Here is a 17,923-nt window from a genome sequence, read left to right on the forward strand (position 1 = left end):
GGCGGCTGATATGACCGATCAAAGGCCTCTGTTGAGAGTGCGCAACCTGCGCACTGAATTCAAGTCACATCGCGGAACAGTCCGCATCCTCGACAATGTATCTTTTGATGTCGGGCAGGGCCGGATTGTCGGTTTGGTGGGAGAGTCCGGCTCCGGCAAAAGCATGACGGCTTTGTCCCTGATGGGGCTGGTTCCATCACCCCCCGCGACCGTTAGCGCTGACAGTATCATGCTGGATGGCGTGGAATTGACAACCCTCACCAAAGATCAACTCCGCTCGAAACGAGGCCGCGACATGTCGATGGTCTTCCAAGAGCCGATGACTTCGTTCAACCCGGTCATAACCATGGCGCAGCAAGTGGGTGAACCGCTGCAGATTCATGGCAATTTTTCTAAACGCGACGTTCGCGACAAAGTCCGGCAAATGTTTGAGATGGTTGGCATTCCCGAAGCGAAAGCCCGCCTGGACGCCTACCCGCATGAATTATCGGGCGGCCTACGCCAGCGGGCAATGATAGCCATGGGATTGATCTGTGAACCCAAATTGCTGATTGCTGATGAGCCGACAACAGCGTTGGACGTCACGACGCAGGCGCAGATACTGCGTCTCATCATGGAACTGCGCGACCGCGTCGGCACTGCCATCATCATGATCACTCATGATCTGGGCATCATCGCCGAAATGTGTGACGAAGTGAATGTGATGTATGCGGGTCAGATCATCGAGCAGGCCAATGTATACGATGTTTTCGATCGTGCATCTCATCCTTACACCCGTGGCCTGCTGGCCTCGATACCGAAGGCCAACGAGAAGCCGGACGGTACGCGTCTGAAGAGCATCAACGGTATGGTGCCCAATCTGGCCAGACTTCCTGGTGGCTGCCGTTTCAATCCCCGTTGCAGTGATGCCATGTCCGTTTGCAGCTTTAAGGCGCCTGATCTGAACCTATTGGAGAATGGGCACAAAGCACGCTGCTGGCTGCATGACAAAGCAGGAGCCTCTCTATGAACAAGGTTCTCATTTCCACCGAAAAACTGAGCAAGCACTTCCGGCTCGGCAAGGGATTGTTTTCGTTTGACGAGAAAGTGGTTCGCGCAGTCGATGACGTTTCGCTGGAAATCTATGAGCGGGAGACCTTCGCACTGGTCGGAGAATCCGGTTGCGGCAAGTCTACTCTTGGACGCGTCATCTTGCGGCTTCTGGAGCGCAGTAGCGGTACGGTAAGCTTTAAAGGCCAGGATATTTATGCGCTTGACGAAGCACGAATGCGCGAACTGCGCAAACAGATCCAGATTGTGTTTCAGGACCCTTACGCATCATTGAACCCGCGAATGCGGGTGAGGGATATTCTGGCCGAGCCGTTGCGCGCGCACAATTTCGGTACCAGCCAGCAAATTGAGACGCGTTGTAAAGAGCTCCTCAATATGGTCGGTCTGCGTCCGCATCTGATCAATCACTATCCGCACCAGTTCAGCGGGGGGCAGCGCCAACGCATCGGTATTGCACGTGCGCTCGCCAACAATCCGGAATTCATTGTCTGCGATGAAGCTGTTTCTGCCTTGGATGTCTCGATCCAGGCCCAGGTTCTTAATCTCCTTCGAGACTTGCAAGAACAACTACAGCTTACATACTTATTTATTACGCATGACCTGAGTGTCGTACGACAATTCGCCGACCGTGTCGGTGTCATGTTTCTTGGGCGTCTGGTTGAAGTGGGTACGACGGAAGAAATCTTCAACAATCCGCAGCACCCTTATACGCAGTTCCTGATTTCCGCCGTGCCCCGTGCTGATCCGCACCAGCGCAACAGGGCCCGCCCGCTTTTGAAGGGTGAAATACCCAGCCCGATGAACCTGCCCAAGGGCTGCCGTTTCAACACTCGATGCCCCTGCGCACGGGATATTTGCCGAACCGACGAACCAGTACTTTCCGGGGATGTCGGTCTGCATCATGCCGCTTGCCATTTTCCAGGCGTCAAGCTTAGCGAAGTGCCCGCGGAAGCTTGACGAGCTTCAAGACTGGAAAGATTTTGCACTGCGCCGCAGCTTCACTGGCCATTTAAAAACATGATCGAGCTTCGATCGGCTTTGAACGGATTGGATACCTATGACCCGCATCTCCGATGATACTCTCGTTGATCGCCTGCTAACGTTTTTGCGCGAACAAAGCGGGCCGCTTAGTATTCCCGGCATAGGACTGTCCATCGTTCGCCAGGGAAAGGTTCTCTATACGGGCGGCATCGGCGTTCTGGAGGCGGGCACCGAGCGCAACGTCACGGCGGATAGCCTGTTTGCCGTTGCATCCTGTTCAAAGGCTTTTACGACCACTTTATGCGCGGTCCTGTCGGAACAAGGAAAGCTGGACTGGGATCGGCCGATCCAGGAGATATGGCCGAAATTTGCATTTGGTCCCCAGGTTATTTCCGAACAGGTAACGTTGCGGGACCTGTGTTCCAATCGGACGGGCATAGGCCAGGCAACCGCTGTAGAGTACGGCTCCATCCTGTCTTTTGAAGAAGTGGTCAACGGCGCTGGGGGTGTTCCAATGATCGCCCCTTTTCGCGATCGATATTCCTATTCAAATCTCCATTTCACCGTCGCTGCCGAAGTATGTAACCGGGTGAGCGACAAGACATTTGCCGATGCGTCAGCGGCATATATATTCGAGCCCCTTGGAATGACCACGGCATCCGCTGATCGGCCCGATCTGGAAACCGATCCGCGTTTCGCTCGACCGCATGTGCGAAATGGCGATGCAATGCTACCTGTCGCCTTGGAAAAGCTTTCCAACCTCATCGGAGCGGGGTCGGTTTCACAAAGCCCCAATGACGCCGCCCAGTGGTTGTTGTTCAATCTGAACGCTCATCCAAATGGCGCCGCGGTTCTGCCAGCGGCCAGGCTTGCAGAACTAAAGCGCATTCATTCCCGAACCACCCCGGAGAACACTTTCCTTGGCTACGGCCTCGGTTGGCGCATAGGCAGCGGTAACGATTTAACTGTTGTGGATCATACCGGCGCTATTGGCGGTGTACTTTCTCTCACTCGTCTGGTGCCCGATAGCGGGTTCGGAATCTTCATTTCCATCAATGCAAGCGGCACAGAGATTGAAGATTTCCGCAATGCAGCTGCCGATCTTGCCGTGGCGCTCGATCGTGGTGAGGCAGAAGCGGTTGCGACAATTTATGGGCAAGCGGTTTCTTCCTTGGCGGGAAGGCAATCACAATATCGCAAATCCATTTGGCGCAATATGAAGCCGGCTCCAGTTGATGCTTCCATTGCCGGCGTTTTTGAAGGCGGACCGATGGGTGCTTTGCGGATCGAAGCCCGCAACGGCTGTTTGACGACTTCGCTTGAGCGCTTGCCGGACTACCAATATTGCCTCATGGAAGCCGATACTGCCGGTACATATCCCTTGCGTTCGCTGAAGGCTCCGGAACGCTGGTGGGGCAAAGACGATAAGGTAGCTCAGCTTGTGCTGTCTCAAGACGGCGATACGATAACTTGGCAAAATATGTGGTTCGGTGAATGCAAATTTCACCGCAAGAGCATTTCCGCGATTCCGATTTAACCGGAACTGATCGATTTTCATAACACCGAGAACTGGTTCATTTCAGGTGTTATGGATTAATCCTTACGGTGTTGAGATTATGGACGATGGTTCGGGACAAAGACGCCGGTCGGGCCGGATTTTACGATACGGTAGTTCAGATGGATCGGCCGTATTAAATCCCGCACTCTTTATCACAATAATTCGCTCGGCTATCGACTGGAAGTCTGCCCTGAAGTGTACCGAGCTTTTAAGGGGGATGATTCCTACCCTTTTTGGATCTATGCCGAGATGAAAGAATATGGCCTGTGTTCCTGCCTGCGACCGCCTGCTGCCCACGATTACAGAAACACCGGTACCGGAAATTCGGAGCAAAGCCGTCAAACCAATGTCAATTGCGCTCCCCGCATAGAATTCACCAGTTCCATTGAATTTTCCGTTTCCCAGAGCAAGGACCTCGAACTCTGCTTTGAGTGGCGTAATGCCATCCGGCCCTGAACGCCCGCCAATTTCCGTCTTGAACCGGGCACCAGTCCCCTGCCGGTGTGCAATCTCTGCGGCTTGGGGATCGAAAACAAAAGCGAGGATTGCATCTCCTGCCCTCTGCTCCAAGAGTTGGCGGATCAGGCCGGTGCTGTCACCCGTACCACCGGCGCCGGGATTGTCTTGTGTATCGACGAGAATTACCGGCCTTGTCGTTGAACGCGCCACTTCCAGCGCCAGACTGACACCTTCTCCTTCATTGAATACGCGGTCTCTGGCGTAGTCTGTTTCTGCCTTCAGGATGCAATCGGCAAGCGACTGCATATGCCGGTCGAGATCGGGGGCTTCTTCCCTGCCGTATCCAACTATCGCCGGACCGCAATCCAAGGTATCGGAGGGCGGAAACCCAGGCGCAAAACTGAGATGCAAACGATGCTCGCGCTCGATTTGCTCCAGCCGGGTATAAATCGAGGATGTCGGCTCAGCCAATGTACATTGAGATGGAATGGGAATGAGGTAGGGCGTTTGAACCAGCGCCTTGGCAAAACGCGTGCCACTTCTGCACATGTTGAATAAAACCTGTGCTGTCCGCCGTCCTGTTTCTCTCATGTCGACGTGAGGATAAGTGCGGTAGGCGGACATGAAATCACTGTGGCCTACCATTTCCGGGCTGATATTGGCGTGAAGGTCGAGACTACAGGCGATAGGGGCTTCAGGCCCGACAGCCTCGCGGATACGACGCAAGAAGTCGCCTTCTCCATCTCCTATGTCTTCGACGACGATCGCTCCATGGAGATCCAGTAATAGTCCGTCGAAAGGCCCTTTCGATGCAATCGCATCAAGAAAAAGGGCGACCACTTGCTCATATGCCAGCCGCTCGACGGTTCCACCCGGCTCGGCCTGACACCAGACAAGCGGGTGGAATTCGACGTTCTGTGAAATTGCCTCGTCTATCATGCCCGCAATAGGCAGATTGCGTCCCCTCGTGACTTCGGGGATAGCGGCTCCCAATGTCAGTGGAGGCCACCCTCCGGGCGTGTTGAACTCGGCCCAACCTGTTGTACCGGGTGCGAAAGTATTGGTCTCGTGCTGAAAGCCACCTATTCCAATTTTCATCTTAGATACAGGTCTCCTATAAGATGCAAGCCGGGTGTAGACTATATCTTCATGAACAAAACTTGGAAAATATCGTTTGATGATAGTTTCATTCAAGCAGGATATGTTTTCCGCTGTTGTTCAATTCGACCGTGGAGCGCACAGATTTCGCGCGATAAGGGCGTCAACAGTTGAATTCATCGTGTTAACGATGGTCTCGATGAAACGCTCTCCTAGCTGGCTTCTACGCAAAGGGTCCGGTTGCCATATATTCAGGTAATAAGGGATGGGTTGGGCGAGCGGCCGGAGAACAACCCCCGCGCTTTCGAAAGCCAGCGCACTTAGTGGATTAATAATCGAGACCCCAATTCCGGCGGCAACCATTGTGCCGATCGAGGTTGCCGTCGTTGTTTCTACGACCAGATTACGCGCAATGCCTGCTGCATCGAACTGCGCGTCGATCTGGCGGCGATAGGAATCTTCTTCGGAATAATAGATGAGATCATGACGATCGAAATGAGCCATCTCAAGCACGTCGTGTTGTGCCAGGGTGTGATTGCGCGGCATGATGCACAGCAAATCCCCTGCGTAGAAATTGATAATGGAGTTCGTGTTGCCTGCGACGTTACCTTCGACGACTCCAAGATCGAAAAACTTGCTGAGGAGATCACGTGTTAATGCGGTTTCCTCCAGCGAATGAATTTTGAGAGAAGCATCGGGATAGATGCTGCGAAAGTTGTGAACCACCTGTGGCATAAGCGCGTGGGCGAATGCTGGCAGACACGCCACAGTCACGCGTTGGAGCCTTTCGCCGCGGATGGCACGTGCTGTCCGGGCAATCTCGGCGAGGCTGACAAATGAGCGTTGCACAATCACATTGAGCGCTACCGCCTGTGGCGTCATCTCAAGACGACGTTTTTCGCGTTGAAAAAGCGTAAAACCAAGGTCAGCTTCGAGCGCTTTCAACTCACGGCTGATTGTTGGCTGGGACGAGTTCAATTGCTTGGCAGTTTCGGTCACATTGAGAGTCTGCATCAATGACTGAAATATTTCCAACTGCCGGTGCGTCAGTTGCATGGTCCCCCTCCACGACGATTTTCACAACATATCATAAATGACTATTATCATGATTAATAGGAATTTGACGGCATGTCATGCTCTGTTAGCCTTACCGAAAAATGGGGACACTGGACGGTCGCAAAACAACCTGTCGGTGGTCAAGAAGACGACGGATCGTTCCTCCAATAAATGGAAAGAGTGAAGTAGATACAATGACGTCGTTCCGGCTCGCTATTCCACGGTCAGACGAAGGCAAACAATACTTCATCAAATGCAACGGGCTTGGCAACGACTTCGTCGTCATTGACGGTCGCAGTACCCCATTTCGGAAATCTTCCGACTATATCCAGTGGGTCTGCAACCGCCACGTCGGTATCGGCGGCGATCAGCTACTGGTTTTCGAAGCGCCTGAATCACCTGAGGCTTCCGTTCGGCTTCGCATCTACAATATTGATGGACAAGAAGCGGAAACATGTCTGAACGCTACCCGTTGCGCAGCCTGGTTGATTATGGAAGAGACAGAGCGAGACGAAGCTGTCATCGAGACACTCGGTGGGCCGATCCGGGCGAAACGGGCCGGCGATCACAAGGTTAGCCTCAGTATTGGTAACGCCAAATGGGACTGGCCCGAAATTCCTCTGGCGGGTTCCCTCGAATCTGCGGGTGCCCAATTGGAGAGCGGACCGCTGGTTAGCCCAATCGCAATCAATATTGGCAATCCCCACCTCGTTTATTTTGTTCAAAACCTGGGTGGGCTCGACATTGCCGCGCTTGCCGATCCCGTTCAAAAAAGTGGCTATCTTCCCGAGCAGGCAAATATCGGCGTGGCCGAAGTTACCGGCCCAGATTCGATCCGGCTCGTCGTCTATGAACGTCCAGGCATCCTCACGCAAGCCTGCGGCAGCGGCGCGTGTGCCGCTGTCCTCGCCGCAAGACGGGCCGGTCTCATATCGAGCGACAGGGTTACAGTCTATGCGCCCGGTGGTCAGCTTGAAGTCGAAGTTTTTGATGGCGAGACTTTCATGCTGACGGGCCCGGTAGACGTAACCTTCGACGGGTACATCGCATCCAACCTCCATCGGTGAAGGCGAGCGAAAAGCGCTGTCTCACTCGGTCACTCTCACCGACCGTATCTGATATTCCATCTGAAAGTGATAAAATGAAGAGTGAATTCCCTCAAGACACGTTGTGCGAGCTGGCTGCCCAATATGCGACGCCGTTATGGATCTATAATGCTGATGTAATTCGTCGGCAGATTGATCGTCTTGCCCCTTTCGATATTGTCAGATTTGCGCAGAAGGCATGTTCCAACGTCAATATTCTGTCGCTCATGCGCGAGGCTGGCGTGCACGTTGATGCGGTATCTCACGGTGAAATAAAACGAGCGCAACAGGCGGGATTTTCAGCAGCCGCTACAGCCACCGGCGCCGCGGGCATCGTTTTCACTGCCGATCTTTTTGACCGTGATACCCTCGATTATGTTGTGCGGGAGAAGATTGAAGTCAATGCAGGCTCTTTGGACATGCTGCACCAATTGGGCGAAAGATCACCTGGTCATCGTGTGTGGCTGCGTATCAATCCAGGCTTCGGGCACGGTCACAGCAAGAAGACCAACACCGGCGGAGAAAACAGCAAACACGGCATCTGGCATGGACAACTTGCCCAAGCGATTACCTTGTTAGAGCGTTACCGTCTCCATCTGGTAGGCTTCCACCTTCATATCGGTTCAGGCGTCGACTATCGCCACCTTGAGCGCGTCTGCCAAGCCATGACCGATATAATTTCATCGGTGGACCACGATTTTGAGGCGATATCTGCTGGTGGGGGTCTTTCTGTGCCCTACAAGAATGGGGACCAGGACATCGACGTCGCACACTATTTCAATCTTTGGGACCAGACCCGCCGGCAGGCAGAGAAAAAACTAGGCCATTCGGTGCGTCTTGAGATTGAGCCCGGTCGTTTTCTGGTAGCACAGTCGGCGGTTCTCGTGGCGGAGGTGCGTGCCACCAAACAGATGGGCGACAATCATTTCACTCTGGTCGATGCGGGCTTCAACGACCTGATGCGTCCGGCTCTCTACGGCAGTTATCACCATATTTCAGTTTTGTCGGCTAATAGTAGGGCCCGGAAGACTGAAGCTTCGCGCCCGACTGTCATTGCCGGGCCCCTGTGTGAATCAGGAGATGTTTTTACACAACAACAAGATGGCACCGTGGAAATGAGAGAATTGCCACCGGCTCATGTCGGTGACTATCTGGTGTTTCACGACGCAGGAGCTTACGGAGCATCGATGTCCTCCAATTACAATAGCCGCCCACAGGCGGCCGAATATCTGTTGGATGGCCCAGCATCCCGTTTGATCCGGACAAGACAGAAAACAACCGAGCTCTATCAGAGAGAATGTCCTAACTTGGCATCCCCGACTACCGCGAAGGCAATATAAAGTTTGCGCGGCTTTAATCCCGATAACAACATGATGGTGCTGAAATTGAACAATCAACGTAAAAGCGGGAATCCCAAGCCCGCCATTGCAGTAATAATGGGAGAAAACACCAGTGCCGGTGGAGATCGGTACGACATTTCGAAACATTATTTTGCAGCCATACACCGGGCTGGCGGCGTTCCATACGGCATACCCTACCTCTCAGATATAGTGGATCGGGTTACCCAGGAATTCGACGGCTTCTTAAGCATCGGTGCTCGAATAAAATTTCCCGACGCCTGGTACGTGGAAGGGGATCGGTCTGCTTTCCCATTTTCTGATCGTCTTGAAGTGGAAGTCGCCCTGATGAAGGGATTTCTTGCCAGGGATAAGCCTGTACTGGGCATCTGTAATGGGATGCAGATGCTGGGTTGTCTGAACGGCTGTCGGATGGTTTCGGACGTCCACGCGAGCCTGCCGAATGCAATCAATCACGATCAAGCTGATCTTCTGCATGAAGTTGCTGTTTCGGCGGGAACAAAAATGGCTGGAATATTGCAGGTGGACAAATTTAACGTGAATACGTTCCATCGCGAAGCACTTGTTGATATTTCCAAGGAGGTAACTGTCACCGCTCGCGGATCCGACGGCGTAATCGAAGCGATTGAAATTCCCTCACAATCATTTGCGATGGGAGTACAGTGGCATCCTGAATTATTTGGTACTGCCGAGCATCCCGGCAGCCGGCTATTTGACGCCTTCGTAAACGCCGCTGCGCAGCATTCTTGAAACAGGTTGGCTATGATAAGGCAGTCATCCGCAAACTGGATGAATTCTCTTGTCTTCAGAGAAGATCAGGCCTTTCCGGATGGGCTGAAGGGCTGTTGGCGACAGGAACAGTTGACGCACTCAACCATTGATCGCTTCGATACCTGATCTTCTGGCTCCAACTGTCAGCAAGCACCGCATGAGATGCGAGGCTCCCTCGCCTGTCGACCCTCCGCAAGGTTGTGCCTTCCATCCTCGTTGTCCATTGCCATTCTTTTGCCGCTCTGGCGATATTCCCGTTTTCACCAACTCGCCGGCAGTTCCTTCCACCGAGCCCGTTGTCACTTGTTAAAACAAGGCTAAGATCATGAGTCAGAATCCATTTTTGGTCGGAACGCTTGAACAGCCTACAATTGTCGTTCGTACCGGCCAAGACCAGCAGAACCCGCATATCGGCCTGCTTACCATTGACGAGTGGACTGTCAAATGCGCGGTAGGCCGCAATGGGTTGGTGGAGCCGCACCTGAAGCGCGAAGGTGATGGAAAAACACCCCGCGGTCGCTATCCTTTGCGTTATGGCTTTTACGATCCTGCGGTTTTTGGTGATGAACCACGCAGTTTCGATTTCCCCTTTTTGCCCAAGCCCGAAAACTACCGCTGGGTGGAAGATCCAGACAGTCCCTTTTACAACCAGCTGGTTTTTGAAACTGATGAAACCCAAGCCTCCCGTCGGGGTGAGCGGCTCTTCGATCTGATTATCCCTGTCGGATGGAATGATGCCCTGCCCGATGCACGCGGCGGTTCTGCAATTTTCATACATGCGGCCCGCCCCGATTTCAGCGGTACATCTGGCTGTGTCGTCGTTGCCCACGAACATCTGACGGAACTGGCGCGCCGGGTGCGCCCCGGAATGGTTATCGATATCGCATCGGTCGACGGGGCGCAAATGACCCTCGAACCCCGGGTGACAACCCCGCCCACCGCTATAGAGACAGTTACATTCCATGGCCTGAAGCCCGGTCCGCGCCTTATTGTGACCGGTTCTGTCCATGGTAACGAACCATGCGGCCCCCACGCCATCACACGCCTGATCCACGAGTTCCGCACCGGACAAAGGGGCCTGGAATGCGGCACGGTGACCTTTGTGCCGGTTGTGAATGGACTTGCCTTTCGTAACGATACCCGCTTCGGCGATCGCAATTTCAACCGCAATCTTTCCGAAGCCGCTATCCCCCAGGATAACGAAGACCGCGTGGCCAATGTCATCTGTCCGTTGCTGCGCGCCCACGACGTGCTGATCGATCTTCATTCCTTCAGTTCAGAAGGTCCACCGCTTGCTCTCATGGGGCCACGCAACAACAACGGAACGCTCGAACCTTTCGCGCATCAGGAGGCGGAAGAAAAGCTCGTCAAGGCGCTTGGCCTTCCAATCATTATCCATGGTTGGCTTCCAGCGCACGAAAAGGCACTTGAGCAGAAACGTGAAGCGGGCGTCACCGAAGGACTGTCGTCCCTGCATGCCATCGGCACCACTGAATATATGCGGTTTGCGGGGGGCTACGGCGTGACTGTCGAATGCGGTCAGCATCTCGATCCCAACGGACCACAAGTCGGTTATGATTGTGTCGTCAACGGAATGGCGTCGCTCGGCCTGATCTCCGCACAGCCAGCCATGGTGCACCCGTCATCGGTGCTTGAAATCAGCGATGCTATTCTGGCCGATCACGAAGATGATCACTTGCTGAAGCAGTTTGCGGCTGGCGAAAAAGTTGAAAAAGGGGAAGTCATCGGGAAACGCGCCGACGGCAGCGACATTGTGATGCCATATTCAGGAGCAGTGCTTTTTGCCGGAACAACGGCACCCGTGCATACAGAACTGTGCTTTTTGTGCAAACCGAGTGATCGCCTGCATGCTTGAACGTCTGCGCAGCCAATAAATAGCAGAATCCAATTGTTGCCGACGCTGTAAAGCCAGCGTCGGCAAGTGGTGCATTGTTTATTCCGCGATGTCGACCTTCTCGAAGCGGTGCGACCCGAGTGGCTCCATAACGTAATTCTTCACGTTCTTGGACATCGGCAATACGACCGTTGAATGCGCAAGTGGAACCCATGGGGCTTGATAGATGGCGATTGCCTGTGCCTCCTGATAGAGCCTGGTTCGCTCATCCTTGTTAGAGCTCACTCTCGCCTTCTGCAGAATATCTTCCAGCGGCTTGTAGCACCAATTGGCGTTGTTGCTTCCACCGACGCCGGAGCAACTGAAGAAATAGCTGAGCAGATTGTCAGGGTCACCATTATCGCTGGTGCCTCCGAGCACCACCGCCCCGTCACGATCCTTGTCACGAGCCTTCTTGAGATATTCACCCCATTCGTAGGAGACGATCTCCACACCGACGCCGATCTTGGCGAGATCCGCCTGCATAAGCTCAGCCGCACGCCGCGCATTTGGCATATAAGGCCGGCTGACCGGCATCGCCCAGATTTTCATCTTGAGGTCTTTGACGCCCGCATCGTCGAGAAGCTTCTTTGCTCCATCAGGGTCGTAGCTATACCCCTTTATATCACCATTATAGCCCCACATACTGGGTGGCAGGACGCTTTGAGCAACCTGTCCCATGCCCTGATAGACAGCTTCCACAATTGCCTTTCTGTCAATGGCCATGTTCAGGGCGCGGCGTACTTCCACCTTGTCGAATGGAGCGTCCAGCGTGTTCATGGCGAGATAAGCCACGTTCAGTCCCGGCTGTTCCATAACAGTAAGGTTTGGATCGGCTTTCAGCCGTGCGACATCCGCCGGCGCGGGATAGGCTGCGATATGGCACTCACCTGCCTGAAGCTTCTGCATACGGGTGGCGGGGTCCGTCGTGATCACGAAGATCAGGTTGTCAACTTTGGGCGCACCGCCCCAATAGTCTGCATTGGCAGCAAAACGGATTGCTGCATTGGTCTGATAATCCACAAAACGAAACGGACCAGTGCCCACCGGCTTGCGGTCGAGATCCTCGCGCTGCCCGGCCTTCGCCAATTGCTCGGCATATTCTGCCGACATGATCGAGCCGAAGTTAAGGGCGAGCTTCGCCAGAAGGGATGCATCCGGCTGGTTGAGAACGAACTTGACGGTATGGTCATCGACTTTGACCACTTTCTTTATAATCACCGGCATGTCCATGGCGTTGAACATTTCCCAACCTGCGCCGACGAAATAATTGTTCCACGGGTGCTGCTTGTCGAGCTGGCGATTATAGGTGAACAGAACGTCGTCCGCGTTGAATTCACGGGTTGGCGTGAAGCTGTCGGTCGAATGGAACTTCACCCCCTGCCGCAACTTCAACGTATATTCGAGATTGTCGTCAGAGATGGTCCAGCTTTCTGCGAGGCCGGGAACGACGTTGGTCGTGCCGCTTTCGAACTCAGTCAGCCGGTCGTAGATCGTTTCGGCAGAAGCGTCCCATGTGCTGTTTGTCGTGTAGAGCGCGGCATCGAAGCCTTCCGGTGCGCCCTCGGAACAATAGACCAGCGTCTTTGCCATTGCCGGGGCTAGCGCTACGCTGGACAATGCTGCCGCCGCCAACAGTGACAGCAGAGTTTTGCGTGTTGTTTTCGACTTCATTTTCATTTTTGTTCCCACAATCGTGTTTTCTTTTCGAGTTGCCGTTTGCCCAGCAAGTTAGTCGGCTCGCCCTTCTGTTGTCGCGAGGCCGCGTCCAGGTGTCCAAACGGAATCCGGTTTGGTCCAGAGCACATCATTACGGATCAGTTTCACGAGTTCCCTTGCATGAAGATCGAGGAAACGCTCTCCCTTTTCGGCCGTGGCGCTGCGCGGATCTCCCCATGTTCCGGTAACCGGCGCACGCTCGGCAAAGGAATAGAAGCGCGAAACGTCTGCCGGTACGTCGACAGGATGCTGCTGATTGCCGAATGCCTGTCCGAACTTGTCCGTCCTCACGGCATCACCGACAATGGCAAGCATGACGGAAGCTTCCCCCTCACAGGCATGATGGGGTCCATTATCTACCTCGAAGATTTTTCGTGCTTCGTCGCCTGCCAGCATCCACGGTGTGGTGGCCACGATTGGCATCGCAAATTCAACAGCCAGTTCGCGGACAGCGACCGAAAGCGGATCGATATTGCCGCCATGTCCATTGACAATCAGGAGACGTGAAAACCCAAGTGTTTTCAATGATCTGGCTATGCATCGGATGACACGGCTGAAAGTATCGTAATCAAGCGTGATAGTGCCGCCAAACGGCAGGTGGTGTTCGCTCATGCCAAGCCATTGGCCGGGGAGGACAGCGACGGGAATCTCCTCAGCTACGAGACGCGCGGCGCGGATGGCGGCTGCCGAAGCGCTCGTCGTGTCAGTAATGACCGGCAGATGAGGGCCGTGCTGCTCAAGCGATCCCACAGGCAGAATAGCAAGGGCACCCGGCTTGCCTGCAATCTCGCGCAGGTCCGGTGCGGTCATACGTGCCCATTCAACTTCTTTCGTCATGTTCAGTCCTCTTTCCTTAATTCCAGATAAAGCCAAAGCGCAGGCGTCACCGCATCAGGTCTGATGGCCTCGGGCCTCGGTCGACAAGGTTCGTGTTCTTCCGTCCGGTTGTCGCAGGGCGACCTGGTCGAATTGGGCGATAACTGCACAGGAATGATTGGGAAATATGCGAACACGACTGCCGACAGGGGGCGGGGTGTCACTGAAACGAACGAACCCATGTTCTTCAGAAAGGCGTTCAATTTCCCACATCTCTGACGTGTCACCCCACACACTGACGGCCAGCCCAAAGCCGCCGCCACCAGAGCCGTGTGCACCAAGGTCGGATGAAAGGGATTTGGAACCTGCATCGATAATGAAATGATGGTCGTTGTGGGCAACAACGGTGGCAATGATGGAAAGCGCGATGTTATCACCCGATGCTATGCCAAGGCGAAGCGCAGTCCGGTCAAGGAAGGCGTAGTTTCCCGGCCGTATCTCCGTTATCCCGGACGGAATAGGCGCGCCGAGGCAAGTCGGTGTCGACCCCACGGATATTGCGGGGACTTCGACGCCCACCTCCTTCAACTGTTCTGCGAGGTGGAGGAGGGCCTGCGCTTCCGCATTGGCAATATTTGCCAGTTCTTCGGCGGACTTGCTGCCATAGGCATGGCCTGCATGGGAAAAAAGGCCTGCGAATGCAAGATAAGGGTGTTGTGCTATCTTTTGAGCCAGCACAACGGCGGCGGGGTCCTGCGGCTTGACGCCGACGCGCCCGAGACCGACATCGACTTTCAGAAAAACGCCAAGCTTTACATCATGTGCTTCTGCGGCAGCCCCAATCGCCTGAATGCCGATCTCGTGAGCGGCGATAAACATAAGCTCGGTATCTCGAATCTGCGCACTGCGTATCAGGCGACCGATCGAATCCGGTCTCACGATGGGATAAGCGAGGGTTACGGAGGGAATGCCGCCCTCGACAAAGACCAGCGCTTCATCCGGCTTGGAAGCAGTGACGCCAATTGCGCCAAGCTGAAGCTGGCGGTTGGCAATCATGAGGCTCTTGTGGGTCTTGATGTGAGGCCGCAGCCGCACCCCGGCTTTGTCCGCCTTTTGCTGCATCTCCTTCAGGTTGCGTATCAGCCGGTCTTCGTCGATTTCCACGTAAGGTGTCTGAATGTCGACGGGATAAGGACGGTTGAATGTTTCAATTGCCACTGCTGGTTCAGTCAAAGTTATCTCCGGCAATCTGACTGCAAGCCCCGTGCCTGCCAGTTTGTTCCACTGTACCCGAAAGTCATGGAACCAGATTTGCACAGCCCGGAGAGGCAATCAAATTATTTTCTTATAAGAAAATAATTTCCCTAAGATGCCGATGAGATTCAAGCCTTATCGAAGACGTCAATCCGCTTTGAATTTGATGGTTTGCGTATTGACCAGCGTAGAAACCAGTTCCGTTTCCGGCGTTGAACAGACACACAGGATCTGGGCGGGCTCTTCGCTCACGCTTAGATAACCGTGTCCAGTCATCGCATCAAAATAGGCGGAATCGCCTTTCTTGAGACGAAGAGGTGCATAAATTTCTGAGTGGAGTTCCAGTTCACCCTCAAGCACATAGATGAATTCCTCGCCCTTGTGCCGGATGAGCGGCCCAAATTCCTCAAGTGTTCGAGCGTGCGCCACAGCGAGGATCGGGACCATCGCCTTCTTGTAGATCTCCGTGCAAATATAGAGATAGTCGTAGTTCTGCGTGATGATCGAACGGCCGTCGCCGGACTTTGTGAATGTACGCCGGCCCATCACATTTGAAAGTTCATCCGGGGTGGCCACAGCGCCAAAAAGCTCTGCAATATCGACACCAATGCCCTGAGCAAGCTGGATAAGCCGGTCATATGTAAGCTGCATCTGGTTGTTCTCAACCTTCGAAAGGGTCGATACTGCAAGCCCGGTCATCGCGCTTACTTCAGCCAGGGTCCAATGGTTGCGGCTTCGGATGTCTCTCAGGATGTCGCCGAGGCTGGATTTCGCATCATTCATCCGAAGTTTTCCATTCGCTTGATCTCAAATTCGAGTGGCATCCCGATCAACTCTGTTTTCAAGAGGTATATCGCGTCACTGACATGAGCGCGTAATTTACATCTCGCCGTAAAGCAACATGATGCCCTACTGAGCCAGCGGATCCGCAACTCTCGGCCAGTATGGTTTTTCCAGTTTTGTGAAAGGCAAATCTTCGAAACGTGGTTGTAGCGCACCGGGAGCGCCAACATAGAGTATCTCGCCCGCAATAGGTTCGAAACCAGCCCGGAAATGGTTGCTCGATTTCACCACGACAATCTTCTTTTTCGAGGGATCAAGTCCGAGCCCTGTCATGCATTCGGGGTGAAATGTCTGCGTGCGGATGGTATTCAACACGATATCGATACTCCCCGCGCTGACCCAGACGGCATCGCCGATACCAAGTGGCGTCGGGCCAAACCGTTGCTTAATGTCCGAAGCAATCCGCCGGACCGTGACCGTGAGATCCAGCGGCGCACCCGACACTTCGCCGACCTTGCCCCCAATCCTCAACGCGAGAGTGGCGCCTTCTCCCGCTTCCCGGCACATCCGCACGGCGATCGGGTCCCAGTAAAGACAAGAGGCGACGTCTTCAATTCCGCGTTCAATAATACGCCGCAGAATAAAAGTGGAATCGCCCGGTGCGCCCCCGCCAGCATTGTCTGAAACGTCTGCCAATACAACGGGGGCATTTTTCGCCTCCAATGCACGGTCCAGCGCCTCATCGACGGACAAGTATGCGCCACGCATTTGCTCCCGTGCACCGTATATCTCTCGACCGAAGCTTTCGGCAATACGAGCAGCCTTCTGCCGATCCCGGTCGGTGACAACGAGCATCTTCGCGCCGACATCCGCAACGTCACCCCATGGAAAACCATGGCCGAAGGAGACAGCCAGTATGCCGTCGTTCCCTTCCATCGCCTTCATCCGGTCCACAATCCCGCGCAACGGTTGCCGGTGCGGATGAAAGGTGCTTATGAGGCGGCAGTCATAGACCGCCATGACAGGTTCGATTTCACCCGTGAGCGTTCGTTCCAGTATTGCAAAAAGCTGACGGGCTACGATCTCAATATCGGTGTGCGGATATTCCTTGTAAGTTACGATCATCGTTGCATTGTCGATCATGCGCTCAGTAATATGACAATGCAGGTCCAGCTCGACAGCTATCGGAACGTGAGCGCCCACAAGGCCACGTATATGGGAGATGAGATCTCCTTCGACGTCATCATAACCGTCCGCAACGCAGGCTCCATGAAGCGCAAGCATGACTGCGTCCACCGGCATTGCCGCCTGAAGATCATCAAGAATTGTTTTGCGGAAATGTTCGTAAACGGCGCGGGTGGTTCTGCCGCCAGGCTCGGCCACTGCGCAAAGACTTTCGACGACACTCCACCCTTTCTCTTCTGAGGCATCGCGCCAGACAGACAATTGCGATGAGCAGCAATTGAGTGGCTTCGAAGTGGCATCGCCATAAGCAATCAGGTTTTCAGTGAAAGCTTGGAAACCTGTCTGCATTGGCGAAAAAGTGTTCGTTTCGGTATCCAGGCCGGCGATGAAAATCTTCATTATCGTCTCTTATTGTGCGTTCAAATTTTCCGATAATAAACATCGTCATTTCGCCCGGTCAACACAACATGACCATCCTGGACAACCGTTGCAACAATTCATCCGGCTTGAAGCGCACCCCAACTCTGGGCGCAGCTATGCCGCGAGCACCGAGAAATGCCAAGGACATCGACGGTAGCGCGAAGCGTCTTTCCTGCCGAAATGGAGAAGAATTCAATCGCGTCGTGATAGAGAAATATTGCTCGCGAGCGCAGGGGACGTGGGCTTAAGCTAGGCGGCTCAGGCGACGCATACCGTCCCACAAGGGGGATCATGGGCCTTCAGATTGTCTGACGGCATTCAGATACTGAGTTGGGACGGAGCGAGGGCATCACGATAGCATCGGCCAGCGAACAGCTTGGCTATGGCCTGATGATCCCTGTCAAGCTGCTGCGAGTGTAAGAACAGAATTGATCAT

15 protein-coding genes are annotated in these 17,923 nt (G+C 54.1%); 8 read left to right on the forward strand and 7 right to left on the reverse strand.

Translation table 11 applies throughout. The features are described from left to right. The first annotated feature begins 10 nt into the window (after positions 1-10). From ABWW28_RS19840 to ABWW28_RS19850, 3 genes are all read left to right on the forward strand, one after another. Entirely contained in the window at positions 11-1,009 is a 999-nt protein-coding gene (locus tag ABWW28_RS19840) for an ABC transporter ATP-binding protein (protein WP_006469627.1), read from the forward strand. Beyond that, positions 1,006-2,007 carry an ABC transporter ATP-binding protein gene (locus ABWW28_RS19845; RefSeq protein ID WP_006470757.1) on the forward strand — a complete coding sequence of 334 codons (1,002 nt, stop codon included), beginning with the start codon at positions 1,006-1,008 and terminating at the stop codon, positions 2,005-2,007. The genes ABWW28_RS19840 and ABWW28_RS19845 overlap by 4 nt, the downstream gene beginning before the upstream one ends. Before the next feature lie 100 nt (positions 2,008-2,107). Then, positions 2,108-3,568, forward strand: coding sequence for a serine hydrolase domain-containing protein (locus ABWW28_RS19850; protein WP_176588249.1), 1,461 nt, complete (start codon positions 2,108-2,110; stop codon positions 3,566-3,568). 63 nt (positions 3,569-3,631) lie between these two features. Here ABWW28_RS19850 and ABWW28_RS19855 read toward each other — a convergent pair whose 3' ends face one another. Both ABWW28_RS19855 and ABWW28_RS19860 read right to left on the reverse strand, forming a co-directional pair. Continuing rightward, a complete protein-coding gene (locus ABWW28_RS19855) occupies positions 3,632-5,242 on the reverse strand; it encodes a M81 family metallopeptidase (protein ID WP_176588250.1) in 1,611 nt (536 codons plus the stop codon). 24 nt (positions 5,243-5,266) lie between these two features. After that, positions 5,267-6,202: a LysR substrate-binding domain-containing protein gene (locus tag ABWW28_RS19860; RefSeq protein WP_176588251.1), complete on the reverse strand. Its 936-nt coding sequence runs from the start codon at positions 6,200-6,202 to the stop codon at positions 5,267-5,269. 194 nt (positions 6,203-6,396) lie between these two features. On the opposite strand from ABWW28_RS19860, the gene dapF reads away from it, so the two are divergent. The 5 genes from dapF to ABWW28_RS19885 all read left to right on the forward strand — a co-directional run bounded on the left by dapF (position 6,397) and on the right by ABWW28_RS19885 (position 11,292). Further along, positions 6,397-7,269 (forward strand): diaminopimelate epimerase, encoded by an 873-nt coding sequence (gene dapF / locus ABWW28_RS19865; protein ID WP_244637696.1) that lies wholly within the window; start codon positions 6,397-6,399, stop codon positions 7,267-7,269. Between the two features lie 74 nt (positions 7,270-7,343). Then, on the forward strand, positions 7,344-8,627 hold the full coding sequence (gene lysA, locus ABWW28_RS19870) for a diaminopimelate decarboxylase (protein WP_176588252.1): 1,284 nt from the start codon (positions 7,344-7,346) through the stop codon (positions 8,625-8,627). A 30-nt stretch (positions 8,628-8,657) separates the two neighbouring features. Continuing rightward, positions 8,658-9,395, forward strand: a complete 738-nt coding sequence (locus ABWW28_RS19875; RefSeq protein WP_244637695.1) for a gamma-glutamyl-gamma-aminobutyrate hydrolase family protein — start codon at positions 8,658-8,660, stop codon at positions 9,393-9,395. Positions 9,396-9,522: 127 nt separating this feature from the next. After that, positions 9,523-9,726 carry a hypothetical protein gene (locus ABWW28_RS19880; RefSeq protein WP_075041748.1) on the forward strand — a complete coding sequence of 68 codons (204 nt, stop codon included), beginning with the start codon at positions 9,523-9,525 and terminating at the stop codon, positions 9,724-9,726. A 15-nt stretch (positions 9,727-9,741) separates the two neighbouring features. Further along, positions 9,742-11,292, forward strand: a complete 1,551-nt coding sequence (locus ABWW28_RS19885) for a L,D-transpeptidase family protein (RefSeq protein WP_113342423.1) — start codon at positions 9,742-9,744, stop codon at positions 11,290-11,292. Positions 11,293-11,370: 78 nt separating this feature from the next. Here the strand turns inward: ABWW28_RS19885 and ABWW28_RS19890 are convergent, their stop codons facing one another. The 5 genes from ABWW28_RS19890 to ABWW28_RS19910 form a co-directional block, all read right to left on the reverse strand. Then, positions 11,371-12,984: an ABC transporter substrate-binding protein gene (locus tag ABWW28_RS19890; protein ID WP_063621279.1), complete on the reverse strand. Its 1,614-nt coding sequence runs from the start codon at positions 12,982-12,984 to the stop codon at positions 11,371-11,373. 57 nt (positions 12,985-13,041) lie between these two features. Then, positions 13,042-13,866 (reverse strand): creatininase family protein, encoded by an 825-nt coding sequence (locus ABWW28_RS19895; protein ID WP_006470762.1) that lies wholly within the window; start codon positions 13,864-13,866, stop codon positions 13,042-13,044. Between the two features lie 54 nt (positions 13,867-13,920). Further along, positions 13,921-15,078, reverse strand: coding sequence for an alanine racemase (locus ABWW28_RS19900; protein ID WP_039853400.1), 1,158 nt, complete (start codon positions 15,076-15,078; stop codon positions 13,921-13,923). 168 nt (positions 15,079-15,246) lie between these two features. Continuing rightward, a complete protein-coding gene (locus tag ABWW28_RS19905; RefSeq protein ID WP_006469614.1) occupies positions 15,247-15,882 on the reverse strand; it encodes a helix-turn-helix domain-containing protein in 636 nt (211 codons plus the stop codon). A gap of 126 nt (positions 15,883-16,008) precedes the next feature. Next, positions 16,009-17,466: a M81 family metallopeptidase gene (locus ABWW28_RS19910; RefSeq protein ID WP_112670786.1), complete on the reverse strand. Its 1,458-nt coding sequence runs from the start codon at positions 17,464-17,466 to the stop codon at positions 16,009-16,011. Between the last annotated feature and the right edge of the window lie 457 nt (positions 17,467-17,923).

The organism is Brucella sp. NBRC 14130 (genome assembly GCF_040371715.1).
GTDB lineage: Bacteria > Pseudomonadota > Alphaproteobacteria > Rhizobiales > Rhizobiaceae > Brucella > Brucella intermedia.

Excerpts from the sequence above, each read along its gene's own strand:
- ABWW28_RS19885 (WP_113342423.1), top strand. The coding sequence starts at position 9,742 with ATGAGTCAGAATCCATTTTTGGTCGGAACGCTTGAACAGCCTACAATT.
- ABWW28_RS19890 (WP_063621279.1), bottom strand. The coding sequence starts at position 12,984 with ATGAAGTCGAAAACAACACGCAAAACTCTGCTGTCACTGTTGGCGGCG.
- ABWW28_RS19850 (WP_176588249.1), top strand. The coding sequence starts at position 2,108 with ATGACCCGCATCTCCGATGATACTCTCGTTGATCGCCTGCTAACGTTT.
- ABWW28_RS19895 (WP_006470762.1), bottom strand. The coding sequence starts at position 13,866 with ATGACGAAAGAAGTTGAATGGGCACGTATGACCGCACCGGACCTGCGC.
- lysA (WP_176588252.1), top strand. The coding sequence starts at position 7,344 with ATGAAGAGTGAATTCCCTCAAGACACGTTGTGCGAGCTGGCTGCCCAA.
- ABWW28_RS19910 (WP_112670786.1), bottom strand. The coding sequence starts at position 17,466 with ATGAAGATTTTCATCGCCGGCCTGGATACCGAAACGAACACTTTTTCG.
- ABWW28_RS19875 (WP_244637695.1), top strand. The coding sequence starts at position 8,658 with ATGATGGTGCTGAAATTGAACAATCAACGTAAAAGCGGGAATCCCAAG.
- ABWW28_RS19840 (WP_006469627.1), top strand. The coding sequence starts at position 11 with ATGACCGATCAAAGGCCTCTGTTGAGAGTGCGCAACCTGCGCACTGAA.
- ABWW28_RS19860 (WP_176588251.1), bottom strand. The coding sequence starts at position 6,202 with ATGCAACTGACGCACCGGCAGTTGGAAATATTTCAGTCATTGATGCAG.
- ABWW28_RS19905 (WP_006469614.1), bottom strand. The coding sequence starts at position 15,882 with ATGAATGATGCGAAATCCAGCCTCGGCGACATCCTGAGAGACATCCGA.
- ABWW28_RS19845 (WP_006470757.1), top strand. The coding sequence starts at position 1,006 with ATGAACAAGGTTCTCATTTCCACCGAAAAACTGAGCAAGCACTTCCGG.
- dapF (WP_244637696.1), top strand. The coding sequence starts at position 6,397 with ATGACGTCGTTCCGGCTCGCTATTCCACGGTCAGACGAAGGCAAACAA.